This is a genomic window from Enterobacter sp. 6722112, from assembly GCF_058661685.1.
Map to the genome: position 1 here is coordinate 21,586 of NZ_JBZWGR010000006.1, position 13,509 is coordinate 35,094.

A 13,509-nucleotide genomic window follows, 5' to 3' on the forward strand; every position below is an offset into this window, starting at 1 on the left:
TTTCGAGAATCGCAATGCCTTGATTCCCGTGCCGCGCCGGTTGCCTTGGCGGGCTTGTCACAAACCTACGTTTTCAAGAAGAAGGAAACCGCATGCCCCGCCGTTCGATCCTCTCCGCCGCCGAGCGCGAAAGCCTGCTGGCGTTGCCGGACACCAAGGATGAGTTGATCCGTCACTACACGTTCAGCGAAAGCGACCTCTCCATCATCCGGCAGCGGCGCGGCCCGGCCAATCGGCTGGGCTTCGCGGTGCAGCTCTGCTACCTGCGCTTTCCCGGCGTCATCCTTGGCGCTGATGAGCCACCGTTCCCGCCATGGCACTGTTGCAAAGTTAGCGATGAGGCAGCCTTTTGTCTTATTCAAAGGCCTTACATTTCAAAAACTCTGCTTACCAGGCGCATTTCGCCCAGGGGATCACCATAATAAAATGCTGAGGCCTGGCCTTTGCGTAGTGCACGCATCACCTCAATACCTTTGATGGTGGCGTAAGCCGTCTTCATGGATTTAAATCCCAGCGTGGCGCCGATTATCCGTTTCAGTTTGCCATGATCGCATTCAATCACGTTGTTCCGGTACTTAATCTGTCGGTGTTCAACGTCAGACGGGCACCGGCCTTCGCGTTTGAGCAGAGCAAGCGCGCGACCATAGGCGGGCGCTTTATCCGTGTTGATGAATCGCGGGATCTGCCACTTCTTCACGTTGTTGAGGATTTTACCCAGAAACCGGTATGCAGCTTTGCTGTTACGACGGGAGGAGAGATAAAAATCGACAGTGCGGCCCCGGCTGTCGACGGCCCGGTACAGATACGCCCAGCGGCCATTGACCTTCACGTAGGTTTCATCCATGTGCCACGGGCAAAGATCGGAAGGGTTACGCCAGTACCAGCGCAGCCGTTTTTCCATTTCAGGCGCATAACGCTGAACCCAGCGGTAAATCGTGGAGTGATCGACATTCACTCCGCGTTCAGCCAGCATCTCCTGCAGCTCACGGTAACTGATGCCGTATTTGCAGTACCAGCGTACGGCCCACAGAATGATGTCACGCTGAAAATGCCGGCCTTTGAATGGGTTCATGTGCAGCTCCATCAGCAAAAGGGGATGATAAGTTTATCACCACCGACTATTTGCAACAGTGCCGCTTGAATCACCTGTTCGCCGGCTAACATATTACCGGCGATAGCCAGGTTTTCCTCCGATAAACTGCCGCACCAAGGCAAACAGCAGCCGCCAGTCCAATCAACACTCTGCCCTTGGCTATCGATAACGATCCATTGCCTTAGATCTCGCCCCTCATCCTCATCGAGCATCATTTGCAAACAGGCCCGCGCATTGATCCCCTGCTGCAGCCATTGCGTCGCCTTCAAGCCAGCCACCGGATTGGTCATGGCTTGTGTCGCAATAGCCCCAGCTAAGCTCGCGCCGTGAAGAACCAATGCCCCGACTGCAGGGCCTGCGGTTGCCGTTGCTGCGCCAATCGCTCCTGTAGTTGTGCAGCGCGCTACGATTGAAAATGTCATTTACACCTCTAAAAATAGACATCGTTCAAATTTATCATTATAAATTATTGCATGGATTTTAATTTATCATCATAAATAAATAAAAAAGACTCATTAATTAACAAAATTGCCACAAATAGAGTTTCAAAAATCATCGATATGCTCAGCTCTGGGAGGTTTTATGAAAATACGTTTAGGGCGGTGGATTGCAGGCATGATACTGCTCTCTCTGTTTTCACAGCCCACCTTAGCCACAAAGTTCCCTGATGTTCTGCTGTTAGGCCAAGTTGCCGAACCGCAATCACTTGACCCACAGGTTGCTACGGCAGCAAACGATTCACGGATTCTGGTTAATATTTATGAGGGGCTCGTGCGTAATGCCGATGGCTCCTTGACGCTTGAGCCGGGGCTGGCAACCTCATGGCAGGTCAGCGACGATGGGCTGACTTATACCTTTCAATTGCGCGACCATATTCAGTTCCACGATGGCACATCGTTTAATGCGCAAGCGGTGAAATTCACTTTTGAAAGAATGCTCGATAAGCATCACCCCTACTATTCCACCGGCCCCTTTCCGCTCTCTTTTTTCTTCTCCGCTATCGATACGATTGATACACCCGACGATTTAACCGTGGTGTTTAAATTAAATAAACCTTTTGCCCCCTTTTTATCTAATTTGGCTACCCCCGCCGGGCTCATTGTGTCCCCTGCTGCGGTGAAGCGATATGGCAAAGATTTTAGTCGACATCCGAACGGTACCGGCCCCTTTAAGTTTGATGAGTGGACCGCCAATCAGCGGGTGGTGGTCTCGGCCAATGACAATTATTGGAATGGCAAGCCGAGCTTAAAGCATGTGGTATTTCGCCCCATAACCGATGCCAATACCCGGGTGGCAGAAATGCTCTCCGGGGGCATTGATGCCATTGTGGAAGTGCCTGCCGATAATGTTCCGCTGTTTGCCAAAGATAATCGCTTTAAGCTCTATGAAGCCACCGGGCCACATGTCTGGTACGGCATGTTGAATGCCTCCCTCCCCCCCTTCGATGATCTGCGGGTGAGACAAGCGGTGAACTACGCGGTTAATAAGCAAAATATCGTTAAATATATTCTTCAGGGGTCTGCCGATGTTGCAGAAGGCCCGATCCCTTCGGCATTTGATTGGGCGTATGATCAACAAACCACCCCCTATCCTTATGATCCTAAAAAAGCGCGGGAGTTGATTAAACAGGCGGGAGCGGAAGGGAAAAAAATCATTTTTTATGTCACTGAAGGAGGGTCGGGAATGTTAGACCCGATCCCGATGGCAACCGCTATTCAAGCTGATTTAAAGGCGGTGGGGCTGTCAGTCGATATTCAGACTTTTGAATGGAATACCTATTTATCTAAAGTGAATGCGGGCCTAAAACAAGCGCATATGGCGGAAATGGCATGGATGACCAACGATCCTGATACCTTGCCATTTCTTACCTTGCATTCAGCATCTTGGCCAGATAAAGGCGGGTTTAATTCAGGTTATTACAGTAATAAACAACTTGATGCCCTGCTCGATAAGGCGCGGATCACCAATGATCTTGCGCAGCGTGCCGCGCTGTATCAACAAGTGCAAAGAATCGTTCATCAAGATGCGCCTTGGTTATTTGTCGCCAATTGGAAGCAAAATGCCGTCGCCAGTGAACATGTCGAAAACTTTAAATTACAGCCGAACTTTAATCTGTTACTGAAAGACGTTCGCAAGCATTAATTTAATGGGGAAAAAATGATGTGGATTTACTGTTTAAAACGCATTTTAGCGACGATTCCCATACTGCTTGGTTTGACGCTGATCGTTTTTTTAATCATGGCGATGATCCCCGGCGACCCGGCTCAAGCCTTACTGGGCCCTTGGGCCACCCCCGAGAACGTGACACGGGTTAAAGCCGAACTGGGTTTAGATAAGCCACTCTATCAACAATACTTTATTTGGATGCACAACCTAATATCGGGAGACTTTGGCCGGTCATTTGTGCTGAATCGTCCGGTTGTCGATGAAGTGCTCGAACGTTTTTCCGCTACTCTGATCCTCGGCGGCTGCGCCTTATTATTAAGCTCGCTACTGGGGCTACTCGCGGGGATCTTTTCTGCCATTCGCCAGTTTAGCTGGAGCGACAGAACCCTCACCCTTGCGGTTTTATTGGGGATCTCAATGCCCTCTTTTTGGATTGGGCTATTGATGATTATGGTGTTCTCCGTTCAGCTCCAGTGGTTTCCTGCCTCTGGGATGTACGACATTTGGCAAGGCGGTGGTTTCAGCGACCTATTGCATCACCTTGTTTTACCTGTGATCACTTTATCCCTGGTGGCCACCGGCGTCATCGCCCGTTTAACCCGCACCGCAATGTTAGAGGTTTTACGCCTCGATTTTATTCGTACTGCAAGGGCCAAAGGGGTGAGTGAGCGGCAGGTTATTTTCCGTCATGCCTTTCGCATGGCGTTGGTGTCGGTGATCCCCGTTATTGGCATTCAAGCTGGCTTTGTCTTCGGCGGGGCTGTCTACATTGAAACCGTCTTTCAGTGGCCGGGGCTGGGTGCGATGCTGGTCAAGGCCGTCGCCACACGCGATTTATTCCTTGTCCAAGGCGGCGTGTTGATCGCTGCTGCCTCTTACGTGTTTATTAATCTGTTTGCCGATGTGCTGCAAGCCATGCTAGACCCGAGGTTGAAATCATGAACCAGACGACAACACCGATTATTCAACACCGCCAACGACAGTCGATAGGCGCTCTGCTGCTCGCTAACCGACTGGCCACCCTGGGCTTAGTGATTATTTCGCTAATCATGATACTTGCACTGTTAGCCCCTTGGTTACCGCTGGACAATCCCGATCAAACCGATCTGGTCAATCGTTTATTACCGGCTTTTTCGTCCGGCCATTTATTAGGAACCGACCATTTAGGCCGTGATATCTTATCTCGCCTATTATGGGGTACCCGGGTATCGCTGATAGTCGGAATATCCGCGACCCTGATTGCGGCTTTTTTTGGCACCCTGATTGGATTAGTCGCCGGCTATGTGGGGCAGCGTACCGATACGGTATTAATGCGCTGTATCGATATGCTAATGGCCTTCCCCTATATTTTATTAGCGCTGGCGATTGTCGCGGTATTGGGTCCTGGACTGTTGAATGCGCTGTATGCCATTGCCTTAGTGAATATCCCGTTCTTTGCGCGAAATATTCGCGGACTCACCGTCGGGTTACGCGACAGAGATTTTGTCCAGGCCGCGCACCTGTCAGGCAAAAATCATTTCCAAGTCTTATTGACCGAAGTTTTACCCAATGTATTACCGATTATTGTCGTCACCATGTCGACCACCATTGGTTGGATGATTTTAGAAACTGCGGGGCTCTCATTCTTGGGCCTTGGTACTCAGCCACCCAATGCCGATCTCGGTTCCATGTTAGGGCAAGGCCGCGCGCAAATGTTTGTTGCCCCTCACGTAGCCTTAGTGCCGGGCGTGATGATTTTCTTGATAGTCATCAGCTTTAACCTATTGGGCGATGGGGTTCGCGATATTCTCGACCCGCGTCTAAAATCAGGTGCCTTACAGCGCTCACAGCCGGTAACTGAAACCGATCGCGTCGATATTCCTGACAAAGCGCTTGGCGAGCAGGCGGTATTAGAAGTCAACGATCTTCGGGTGGCTTTTCGTCAAGGCCAGCATCTGCGCCCCACGGTCAAAGGCATTAGCTTTAGCGTTGCCCGCGGTGAGTGTCTTGGTCTGATCGGGGAAAGCGGCTCGGGTAAGAGCGTAACGGCGTTATCGATCATGGGCCTGCTGGCCTCTCCCCCGGCGGTGATCACCGGCGGTGGAATTTATGTCGAACACGAAGAGATGCTCTCGTTGCCGCTAGCTATTTTACAACGTCGACGCGGAGCCCGTGTGTCGTATATTTTCCAAGATCCGCTCACCACGCTACATCCCCAGTTCTCGATAGGTGCCCAGCTGCAAGAGGCCATTACCGCCCACCAAGCTTTAAGCCATCAAGCGGCAAAAAACCGGGCTATTGAATTACTTGATAGCGTGGGTATTCATCATGCGGCGGAGCAATTTAGCGCTTATCCCCATGAGCTCTCGGGAGGACAACGCCAAAGGGTCGGTATTGCCATGGCATTGGCTAACGATCCTATCTTGATCATCGCCGATGAGCCCACCACCGCTCTTGATGTTACCGTACAGGCGAAGATCCTCGAGTTGCTCAATAAATTGCGCCGGGAGCGTGGGGTTGCATTGCTGTTTATCACCCATGACTTTGCCGTGATCAATCAAATCTGTGACCGGGTCGCGGTCATGCAGCATGGCGAGATTGTCGAGACAGGCGTCACCCAAGCGGTATTGCAAAACCCTCAGCACCCCTATACCCAACGACTGATCGCCAGCGTACCAAAACTGGGTGAAGGTCGTCAGTTTCTTAGCCAAGTTGCTGCCCTTTACCGCCATCAAGCTGATGACAAAGAGCTTAAAATAGCCCAGGAGACATCATGAATCGCGTCATTGAAGTGGATCACGTGGTGAAAACATTTGGTCAACCTCGCGGCCTCTTTCGGCCGAAAAGTCGACAAGTGCATGCTCTGAAAAATATCTCATTATCACTTTATGAAGGGGAAACTTTAGCCATTGTTGGCGAGAGTGGCTCAGGAAAGAGTACGCTAGCGCGAATTTTAGTCGGATTGGAAAATGAAACCTCTGGCAATATTCGGGTTCTAGGTCAAACCAAGGCACAGTGGAAGAAGCAAGGGGCTAAAGCCTTTGGTCAGAAAATTCAATATGTTTTTCAAGATCCTGTAGCATCGCTTAATCCACGAAAAATCATTGGCGAAACCTTATCGGTTCCGCTGAAATATTTAAAACAGATGACCTCGCCCCAGCGCAACCGACGTTTGGCAGAGTTGCTCGAAGCCGTCAATATGCCGCTGGACTCGCTGGCTTGCTACCCCCATGAGTTTTCGGGAGGACAAGCTCAACGTTTGGCCATTGCCAGAGCGCTGGCTGCCGATGCAAGAATATTGGTGCTTGATGAACCGGTAAGCGCCTTGGATGTATCGGTTCAAGCCCAAGTGCTATTGCTGCTAGATGAGTTAAAAACGCAGTTCGCCCTGTCGTACTTATTTATTAGTCACGATTTAGCGGTGGTAGAATCCATTGCCGACAGAGTCGCGGTACTCTATCTCGGCGAGTTGCTTGAATGCCGAGAAACTCGCCAACTCTTTGAATCACCTCAACATGAGTATACTCAGAACTTAATGTCTAGTGCGCCGCGTATACATATTGAGCCATCTAATGAAACCTGTTAAGAGCAACTATGAGTATCGATAAGCCATCAGCCATTGATCTGGTTCGTGTCAAACGAACCGATGAAATTGTCAATGCCATTAAAGAATCGATTGTGGCGGATAATCTCACCCCGGGCGACCGATTGCCGCAAGAAAAAGAATTGATTGAGCGCTATAGCGCCAGTAAAAGCACGGTGAGAGAAGCGCTGAAATCGCTTGAGGTTCAAGGGTTGATCAGGACCAAAACCGGGCCCGGCGGTGGGGCTTTTATTGACGCGATGACCGAATCACGCGCCATGAGCCTGCTATCTAACTTTCTCTTTACCCGTGATATTTCCATCAAAGATATCTACACCCTGCGTAAATTGCTCGAACCGGTGGTGGCGGTCAGCGCGATGGAAAATATCGATAATGCCGGTATTCAAAAACTGTATGAGATCATCGCTATCTATGACCATGAGCCGGCGGATGAAGATGAACGCTGGCGGCAACGCATGGCAGAGCTCGATTTCCATGCGGTTGTTGCCAGCTATTCCGACAATGTGCTGTTGGTATTTATCTGCCATTTTCTGCAAAAATTACTGAAGGATCTAGCGGTTTGTAAGGACATTTACTTAAAGCCAGAGCCGGTTGATCGATGCCAAGGTATTGAATATCAATATCAATTAATTGAAGCCTTACGCCGAAAGAACGCACAAAAAGTCCATGCCGTCATGGAGGCACATATGAATTATGCCGAACAAGCCATGTTGGCATTACAAGCCACCTTACAAGAACGTTTTTTAAGCGAAGATAGGTAACCACTATGATCGATACAGCATATCTGACCAAGGTATTACGCACGCTGCTACTGACGCCCAGCCCGGTAGGTATGACCGAAAAAGCAGTTGCCCAGACCCACCAGTGGTTAACAGAGCTGGGTTTTATCCCTCAATATACCCGACGTGGCGTGTTGTACATCACCTTGGGGTCGCAACAGCCCCGGCGCGCGCTTGCCGCCCATTTAGATACCTTGGGAGCGATGGTGACGCAATTAAAAGGCAACGGTCGCTTAGCCCTGCGCAATACCGGCACATGGGCGGCCCGCTTTGCTGAAGGCGCCAGAGTGACGGTGTTTAGTGATAATCACCAATATCGCGGCACAATTTTGCCGCTGAAGGCCTCTGGCCATCGTTTTAATACCGAAGTAGATAGCCAGATTGCCGACTGGGACAATCTGGAAATTCGCCTAGATGCCCCTTGTTACAGTGAGCAGGACTTAACCGCGCAGGGTTTAAATGTCGGGGATATGGTTGCCGTCGATGCGCAACCTGAATTTCTCGACAACGGCTTTATCGTCTCACGTCATTTGGATGACAAAGCGGGCTGCGCCGTGATGCTCGCCGCCCTGAAATCGCTGGTCGATGATCGGGTGCTTCCGGCGATCCCATGCCAAATTATGTTCACCATTTCTGAAGAAGTCGGGATCGGCGGAACCCATGGCTTTGGCCCTCAGGTTCAAGAGCTCTTAGCCATAGATAACTCGGTATCAGGACCCGATCAAACAACCCGAGATGACGCCCTGACATTAGCCTTTCGCGATAGAACCGGGCCGTTTGATTTGGCTATAACGCGTCATTTGCTTCAGTTATGCCAGCAGTATGATATTCCTCATGTCCGGGATACCTTCAAACATTATCGCTCGGACAGCGCCGCGGCGATTGATGCCGGATGGGATATCCGCGCGGCGTTAGCCTGTTTTGCCCTCGATAGCTCCCACGGTTGGGAAAGAACCCATCTGGACTCCTTGGTGGCATTAGCGACATTGGTGAGACGTTATATAGAAAGCGATTTAGTGCCCTTGCCGGGACAATGAGCAGCAGCGCTGCTTTAACCCCCTCCAGCACGCTTGCACCTGAAAGCGTTAAGGCTTAACCCGCTGCCAAATCAGCGGGTTAGTGCTTAATACCTGTTTATCACGAGCGCATTGCAGCAAGATCCCTTCGGCTTTGATAACCGACCCTTCGCTGTAGCTTTGATTGGCATAAAGACAGCATTGTAAGCAGGGTGCCGGTTGCCCGGTCCCTCGCTGAGTTAACAGTTCTGAGGGCACGATAATCCCAAGTTCAGCGTTATTATTCGCCATCGCCAGTAGCGGCAGACTGAGTAGTGCGGCGGCGGCGAGCAGGCGTTTTGTGAGCAGCATTGTTATTTCCCTGTTTTTTGGCACCATATTTACCGCGTCCTGCATCCGGAGCAGTGATCCCCTTAAAAGCATGTCTTACGGGGGTGGTACGGGCCTGATGGATAAGCTCATACAAGGTTTCAACCAGCGGTTGCATAAAGTCCTGATAACGACAGTTCTTCTCGCTGATTTGCGTCAGGGTGGCTTCCCAATGGGCGGTCATATCGGGCCGTGCGGCCAACTCCGGCAGCGAGTGAATTAATGCCCGTCCCGCTGGCGTCGAGTGAATAGCCCGTCCTTTCTTTGGCACTGTTGCAAAGTTAGCGATGAGGCAGCCTTTTGTCTTATTCAAAGGCCTTACATTTCAAAAACTCTGCTTACCAGGCGCATTTCGCCCAGGGGATCACCATAATAAAATGCTGAGGCCTGGCCTTTGCGTAGTGCACGCATCACCTCAATACCTTTGATGGTGGCGTAAGCCGTCTTCATGGATTTAAATCCCAGCGTGGCGCCGATTATCCGTTTCAGTTTGCCATGATCGCATTCAATCACGTTGTTCCGGTACTTAATCTGTCGGTGTTCAACGTCAGACGGGCACCGGCCTTCGCGTTTGAGCAGAGCAAGCGCGCGACCATAGGCGGGCGCTTTATCCGTGTTGATGAATCGCGGGATCTGCCACTTCTTCACGTTGTTGAGGATTTTACCCAGAAACCGGTATGCAGCTTTGCTGTTACGACGGGAGGAGAGATAAAAATCGACAGTGCGGCCCCGGCTGTCGACGGCCCGGTACAGATACGCCCAGCGGCCATTGACCTTCACGTAGGTTTCATCCATGTGCCACGGGCAAAGATCGGAAGGGTTACGCCAGTACCAGCGCAGCCGTTTTTCCATTTCAGGCGCATAACGCTGAACCCAGCGGTAAATCGTGGAGTGATCGACATTCACTCCGCGTTCAGCCAGCATCTCCTGCAGCTCACGGTAACTGATGCCGTATTTGCAGTACCAGCGTACGGCCCACAGAATGATGTCACGCTGAAAATGCCGGCCTTTGAATGGGTTCATGTGCAGCTCCATCAGCAAAAGGGGATGATAAGTTTATCACCACCGACTATTTGCAACAGTGCCATGCGTAGCATGGTTTCCAGCGGATAAGGTCGCCGGCCATTACCAGCCTTGGGGTAAAACGGCTCGATGACTTCCACCATGTTTTGCCATGGCAGAATCTGCTCCATGCGGGACAAGAAAATCTCTTTTCTGGTCTGACGGCGCTTACTGCTGAATTCACTGTCGGCGAAGGTAAGTTGATGACTCATGATGAACCCTGTTCCATGGCTCCAGATGACAAACATGATCTCATATCAGGGACTTGTTCGCACCTTCCCTAACATCGGGGTGTACTAATCAACGGGGAGCAGGTCAATGTCTCTTATCCAGTCTATTACCCACAACGTTGTGCACCGTTTCTGTGGATAGTATTTAAGTCCAGAATCAGTACGTGAACGCCCGAAGATTACTCAAATGAGTAAAAACACATTATTTCATTTACACATCAACTTTTGCGCTTTAGAGTAATCACTCAAAGGCTCATAACAGCAAAAACTCATTTACTCATATGAGTGAGTGTAAGGACGGATATGAAAGTAATCTCGTTTTTGAATCCAAAGGGCGGAAGCGGTAAAACCACAGTAACAATCAACGTAAGTACCAGCATTGCGAAAAAGCATCGAGTAGCAGTTGTTGATACAGATCCGCAGCAAAGCCTGGCCAACTGGAACAAGGCTGAAAAAGCTAACTTTGATGTATTCACAGCAGCATCCGAAAAGGATGTATACACCATAAGAAAAGAACTGGTTGGTTATGACTATGTAATTATCGATGGGGCCGGGGCTCTCTCTGTTATAACTGCAGCTGCAGTTATGGTTAGCGATCTAGTCATCATTCCGGTGACACCGTCACCACTCGATTTTTCTGCCTCTGGTGCAGTTATCAGTGTACTGGAAGCTCAGTCATACAACAGGCCTGTAGAATGTCGCTTCCTTATTACTCGCAAAATTGAGCAAGCTACAATGCTTGGAGTTTTGCGTGAGAGTATCGCAGCAACAGGTATACCTTCTTTAAAAACATCGATTACGCAGCGACAGAGCTACGTGAAATCTGTGCTGGATGGTGAGACTGTATTCGATACCAATGATGGGGCCGCGAAAGGAGAGATCGAAGTGCTTGCTGGTGAAATCATCAAGTTAGTTGCATAAACACACATTTACACATAAACTCAAATGAGTAAATGTGTATAGGGGTAACTATATGAGCTTAGTAAAGCAAAACCGCAACCAAGCGGCACCTAAGGTAATGACCTTCGGTGAGAACAGAGATTTAGGCAAAGTTATTTCAGCACCACCATCGGGCATTCAAAAACGTGTGAACTTCAATATGCCCGAGGATAAGCATCAAAGGCTCAAAGCCGCTTGTGCCAGAAAAGGGACATCTATTTCAGATGTCATGAACGACCTTGTCGATGCATGGTTGAAAGGTAATGAGTAAATGAGTTTTTACTCTTATGTGTATTTACTGTAACACTCCCTTTTACTGAATGAATGTTGTGATCGGACTTTAGGTGGTAAACGATACTGGTAAGCATCGCCATCAGAAAGCTGAACGTGTACCTGAATCCGAGATATGATTGCAGTGCTCGCCGCAGCCTGTGACCGGGCAAGCCCGCGAACAGGCGAGGAAGCACAAGATCTGCGATCAAACAGAAACCTGTTACGCTCCGTATCACATCAAATTATAGGGGTAGTTAACTACCTGAGTAGGCTTAGTTTTATCCACATATCCCCTTGGTAGATCAAATGATCAGATCAATACGAGATCAATATGAGATCAATACAGATCACCACTCGGCTAATTACATGAAATTTAAGTGAAATAATAGGATCTCGGCGGTCATATTCATAAGAAAGGCGGTTACTTTCATTATTCCGGCGTTTACTTTCATAAGCAAGGCGGTTATTTTCATAACTTAGATGCGGTTACTTTCATAAACAGACCCGCTTTTACTCACTGGATGTGGATAAATGGATAGTTCTGACGCGCAGCAAAGCCCTTTTGCGATCAAAAAGAAAGATTCGGGAGAAAGTTATGAACTGACTCCCAACAGCAATAAGACGGTACAGCCAGTGGCGCTGTTACGTCTGAGCGTGTTCACTCCTGTATCACCTAAAGAGAAAGGTAAGCGGGACTTTCTGATCGATGCTTCAGAAGAATTGTCCAGTCTGGAGGTTGCCCGGCAGGAAGGGTATACCAACATCAAGATCCAGGGCGCCAAGCTCGGGATGTCTACGGACTTTAAAACCTGGATTGGCATCATTTCTGCTTTCTCAAAGTATGGCTACACATCGGAAAAGATTACGTTGCCGTTCTCTGAGTTCGCCCGTATGTGCGGCCTGCGACCCACAGACATCAATGGCCGCGCCCGTAACCGCCTGAGTGAAGCGCTGTTCAATCTTTCTAGTGTGACGTTGTCCTTTCGTAGCCAGGACGGCAAGCGCAGCCTGGTGACCCACTTGGTGCAGCGTGCTCAGCTGGACATGGATACCAATATGGTAGAAATCGTGGGAGACCCCAGCCTCTGGGAATTATATCGCTACGATCATAAGGTTTTGCTGGGTCTCAAAGTCCTTTCAGCCCTTTCACGTAAAGAATCGGCCCAGTCCCTCTACGTCTATTTCGAAAGCATGCCAGCCGGGACATTGTACGTTTCAATGAAGCGGCTGCGCGAGCGACTTGCGATGGAGTCACAGGTTAAAGACCAGAATGCCACGATACGCCGGGCCATGAAGGATCTGAAGAACATTGGCTATCTGGACTACAATGAGGCCAAAAAAGGTCGCGAAATCATGTTCATCGTACACTCGCGCTCGCCGAGGCTGACGTTACCAATTGCGTAAAATTACGGTCACTTTCATAATTTGATTTAAAAGTGGTCGCATTCATAATGTTGATTGTTAAAGAGCGATTACTTTCATAAACCGAACCCATTCGGTCAGTGCAAATCGGGCTAATTGCATAGAAATACACCACATTTTATGAATGCAACGATACATCAGAGCCAGATGATATTATGAAAGTAACCGCCAGTTATGAACGCAGCGACTCATTTATGAAAGTGACCACCTTGTTCTTTATCTGGGTTCATGCCGCGGTTAGAGGCTAATGTGTCTTAGGTGCCGGTGGAGATATAATAGCGGTTATATTCATAATGAGATTGCGCCACGTGAAGTTTGGCTTGGTACACCCCTGTAACCTTGCCTTGTTCACGTAGCGCAAAAGTAATTTACTATCGAACGGGTGGGTTTCGTTACTATTAGCTGTAAACGTTAAAATATTTAGTTATCTGATTTTCAGCATGGCAACAGCATCAGCCCCTGCCATTGAAAATTGCACACGATGCCGTGCCGCCACATCAAGGGCAAAAACCTTCGTGTAGACCTCTGTCGAACTGACTGACTTGTGTCCCATCAGGCTCTGCAGCACCTTCAGCGG

Annotated in this window: 13 protein-coding genes and 4 pseudogenes; 10 read left to right on the plus strand and 7 right to left on the minus strand. The window is 49.5% G+C overall.

Annotated features, from left to right (window positions below; genetic code table 11):
• Positions 1–92: 92 nt before the first annotated feature.
• Positions 93–314 (plus strand): annotated as a pseudogene (locus AC4OVU_RS01345) (DUF4158 domain-containing protein); the annotation flags it as partial.
• 53 nt (positions 315–367) lie between these two features.
• Here the strand turns inward: AC4OVU_RS01345 and AC4OVU_RS01350 are convergent.
• Together AC4OVU_RS01350 and AC4OVU_RS01355 are read right to left on the minus strand one after the other, a co-directional pair.
• Positions 368–1,072, minus strand: a complete 705-nt coding sequence (locus AC4OVU_RS01350) for an IS6-like element IS26 family transposase (protein ID WP_001067855.1) — start codon at positions 1,070–1,072, stop codon at positions 368–370.
• A gap of 11 nt (positions 1,073–1,083) precedes the next feature.
• The gene (locus AC4OVU_RS01355) at positions 1,084–1,515 is read right to left on the minus strand and encodes a DUF1028 domain-containing protein (RefSeq protein WP_051800691.1); all 432 of its coding nucleotides are present in this window, start codon (positions 1,513–1,515) and stop codon (positions 1,084–1,086) included.
• Positions 1,516–1,675: 160 nt separating this feature from the next.
• Between AC4OVU_RS01355 and AC4OVU_RS01360 the strand changes: the two genes are divergently transcribed.
• Genes AC4OVU_RS01360 through AC4OVU_RS01385 form a run of 6 tightly spaced genes read left to right on the plus strand, consistent with a single transcriptional unit; the run spans position 1,676 to position 8,658 of the window.
• A complete protein-coding gene (locus AC4OVU_RS01360) occupies positions 1,676–3,235 on the plus strand; it encodes an ABC transporter substrate-binding protein (protein WP_040118519.1) in 1,560 nt (519 codons plus the stop codon).
• Positions 3,236–3,253: 18 nt separating this feature from the next.
• Positions 3,254–4,201, plus strand: coding sequence for an ABC transporter permease (locus tag AC4OVU_RS01365; protein WP_040118537.1), 948 nt, complete (start codon positions 3,254–3,256; stop codon positions 4,199–4,201).
• A complete protein-coding gene (locus AC4OVU_RS01370; RefSeq protein WP_040118518.1) occupies positions 4,198–6,015 on the plus strand; it encodes a dipeptide/oligopeptide/nickel ABC transporter permease/ATP-binding protein in 1,818 nt (605 codons plus the stop codon). Before AC4OVU_RS01365 ends, AC4OVU_RS01370 begins: the two co-directional genes overlap by 4 nt.
• Positions 6,012–6,824: an ATP-binding cassette domain-containing protein gene (locus tag AC4OVU_RS01375; protein WP_040118517.1), complete on the plus strand. Its 813-nt coding sequence runs from the start codon at positions 6,012–6,014 to the stop codon at positions 6,822–6,824. Before AC4OVU_RS01370 ends, AC4OVU_RS01375 begins: the two co-directional genes overlap by 4 nt.
• An 8-nt stretch (positions 6,825–6,832) precedes the next feature.
• Positions 6,833–7,603 carry a FadR/GntR family transcriptional regulator gene (locus AC4OVU_RS01380; RefSeq protein ID WP_040118516.1) on the plus strand — a complete coding sequence of 257 codons (771 nt, stop codon included), beginning with the start codon at positions 6,833–6,835 and terminating at the stop codon, positions 7,601–7,603.
• 5 nt (positions 7,604–7,608) lie between these two features.
• Positions 7,609–8,658 (plus strand): osmoprotectant NAGGN system M42 family peptidase, encoded by a 1,050-nt coding sequence (locus tag AC4OVU_RS01385; protein WP_040118515.1) that lies wholly within the window; start codon positions 7,609–7,611, stop codon positions 8,656–8,658.
• A 48-nt stretch (positions 8,659–8,706) separates the two neighbouring features.
• On the opposite strand, the gene AC4OVU_RS01390 is transcribed toward AC4OVU_RS01385, so the two are convergent.
• The 4 genes and pseudogenes from AC4OVU_RS01390 to AC4OVU_RS01405 all read right to left on the minus strand — a co-directional run.
• The gene (locus AC4OVU_RS01390; RefSeq protein ID WP_370519047.1) at positions 8,707–9,033 is read right to left on the minus strand and encodes a DUF1496 domain-containing protein; all 327 of its coding nucleotides are present in this window, start codon (positions 9,031–9,033) and stop codon (positions 8,707–8,709) included.
• Positions 8,918–9,271, minus strand: a pseudogene (locus tag AC4OVU_RS01395) (DNA topoisomerase III); the annotation flags it as partial. The gene AC4OVU_RS01390 and the pseudogene AC4OVU_RS01395, both read right to left, overlap by 116 nt.
• 53 nt (positions 9,272–9,324) lie before the next feature.
• Positions 9,325–10,029, minus strand: coding sequence for an IS6-like element IS26 family transposase (locus tag AC4OVU_RS01400; protein ID WP_001067855.1), 705 nt, complete (start codon positions 10,027–10,029; stop codon positions 9,325–9,327).
• A 50-nt stretch (positions 10,030–10,079) separates the two neighbouring features.
• Positions 10,080–10,280: pseudogene (locus AC4OVU_RS01405) on the minus strand (transposase); the annotation flags it as partial.
• Positions 10,281–10,601: 321 nt separating this feature from the next.
• Between AC4OVU_RS01405 and AC4OVU_RS01410 the strand changes: the two are divergent.
• From AC4OVU_RS01410 to AC4OVU_RS01420, 3 genes are all read left to right on the plus strand, one after another.
• Complete coding sequence (locus AC4OVU_RS01410; protein WP_016338377.1) at positions 10,602–11,219, plus strand: AAA family ATPase; 618 nt, start codon at positions 10,602–10,604, stop codon at positions 11,217–11,219.
• 52 nt (positions 11,220–11,271) lie between these two features.
• The gene (locus tag AC4OVU_RS01415; protein ID WP_016338376.1) at positions 11,272–11,508 is read left to right on the plus strand and encodes a plasmid partition protein ParG; all 237 of its coding nucleotides are present in this window, start codon (positions 11,272–11,274) and stop codon (positions 11,506–11,508) included.
• 533 nt (positions 11,509–12,041) lie between these two features.
• A complete protein-coding gene (locus tag AC4OVU_RS01420) occupies positions 12,042–12,914 on the plus strand; it encodes a RepB family plasmid replication initiator protein (RefSeq protein WP_042948503.1) in 873 nt (290 codons plus the stop codon).
• Between the two features lie 442 nt (positions 12,915–13,356).
• Here the strand turns inward: AC4OVU_RS01420 and AC4OVU_RS01425 are convergent.
• A pseudogene (locus AC4OVU_RS01425) lies at positions 13,357–13,509 on the minus strand (phage integrase family protein); the annotation flags it as partial.

Coding starts and splice junctions, on each gene's coding strand:
- AC4OVU_RS01350 (WP_001067855.1), bottom strand. CDS start 1,072: ATGAACCCATTCAAAGGCCGGCATTTTCAGCGTGACATCATTCTGTGG.
- AC4OVU_RS01355 (WP_051800691.1), bottom strand. CDS start 1,515: ATGACATTTTCAATCGTAGCGCGCTGCACAACTACAGGAGCGATTGGC.
- AC4OVU_RS01360 (WP_040118519.1), top strand. CDS start 1,676: ATGAAAATACGTTTAGGGCGGTGGATTGCAGGCATGATACTGCTCTCT.
- AC4OVU_RS01365 (WP_040118537.1), top strand. CDS start 3,254: ATGTGGATTTACTGTTTAAAACGCATTTTAGCGACGATTCCCATACTG.
- AC4OVU_RS01370 (WP_040118518.1), top strand. CDS start 4,198: ATGAACCAGACGACAACACCGATTATTCAACACCGCCAACGACAGTCG.
- AC4OVU_RS01375 (WP_040118517.1), top strand. CDS start 6,012: ATGAATCGCGTCATTGAAGTGGATCACGTGGTGAAAACATTTGGTCAA.
- AC4OVU_RS01380 (WP_040118516.1), top strand. CDS start 6,833: ATGAGTATCGATAAGCCATCAGCCATTGATCTGGTTCGTGTCAAACGA.
- AC4OVU_RS01385 (WP_040118515.1), top strand. CDS start 7,609: ATGATCGATACAGCATATCTGACCAAGGTATTACGCACGCTGCTACTG.
- AC4OVU_RS01390 (WP_370519047.1), bottom strand. CDS start 9,033: ATGCAGGACGCGGTAAATATGGTGCCAAAAAACAGGGAAATAACAATG.
- AC4OVU_RS01400 (WP_001067855.1), bottom strand. CDS start 10,029: ATGAACCCATTCAAAGGCCGGCATTTTCAGCGTGACATCATTCTGTGG.
- AC4OVU_RS01410 (WP_016338377.1), top strand. CDS start 10,602: ATGAAAGTAATCTCGTTTTTGAATCCAAAGGGCGGAAGCGGTAAAACC.
- AC4OVU_RS01415 (WP_016338376.1), top strand. CDS start 11,272: ATGAGCTTAGTAAAGCAAAACCGCAACCAAGCGGCACCTAAGGTAATG.
- AC4OVU_RS01420 (WP_042948503.1), top strand. CDS start 12,042: ATGGATAGTTCTGACGCGCAGCAAAGCCCTTTTGCGATCAAAAAGAAA.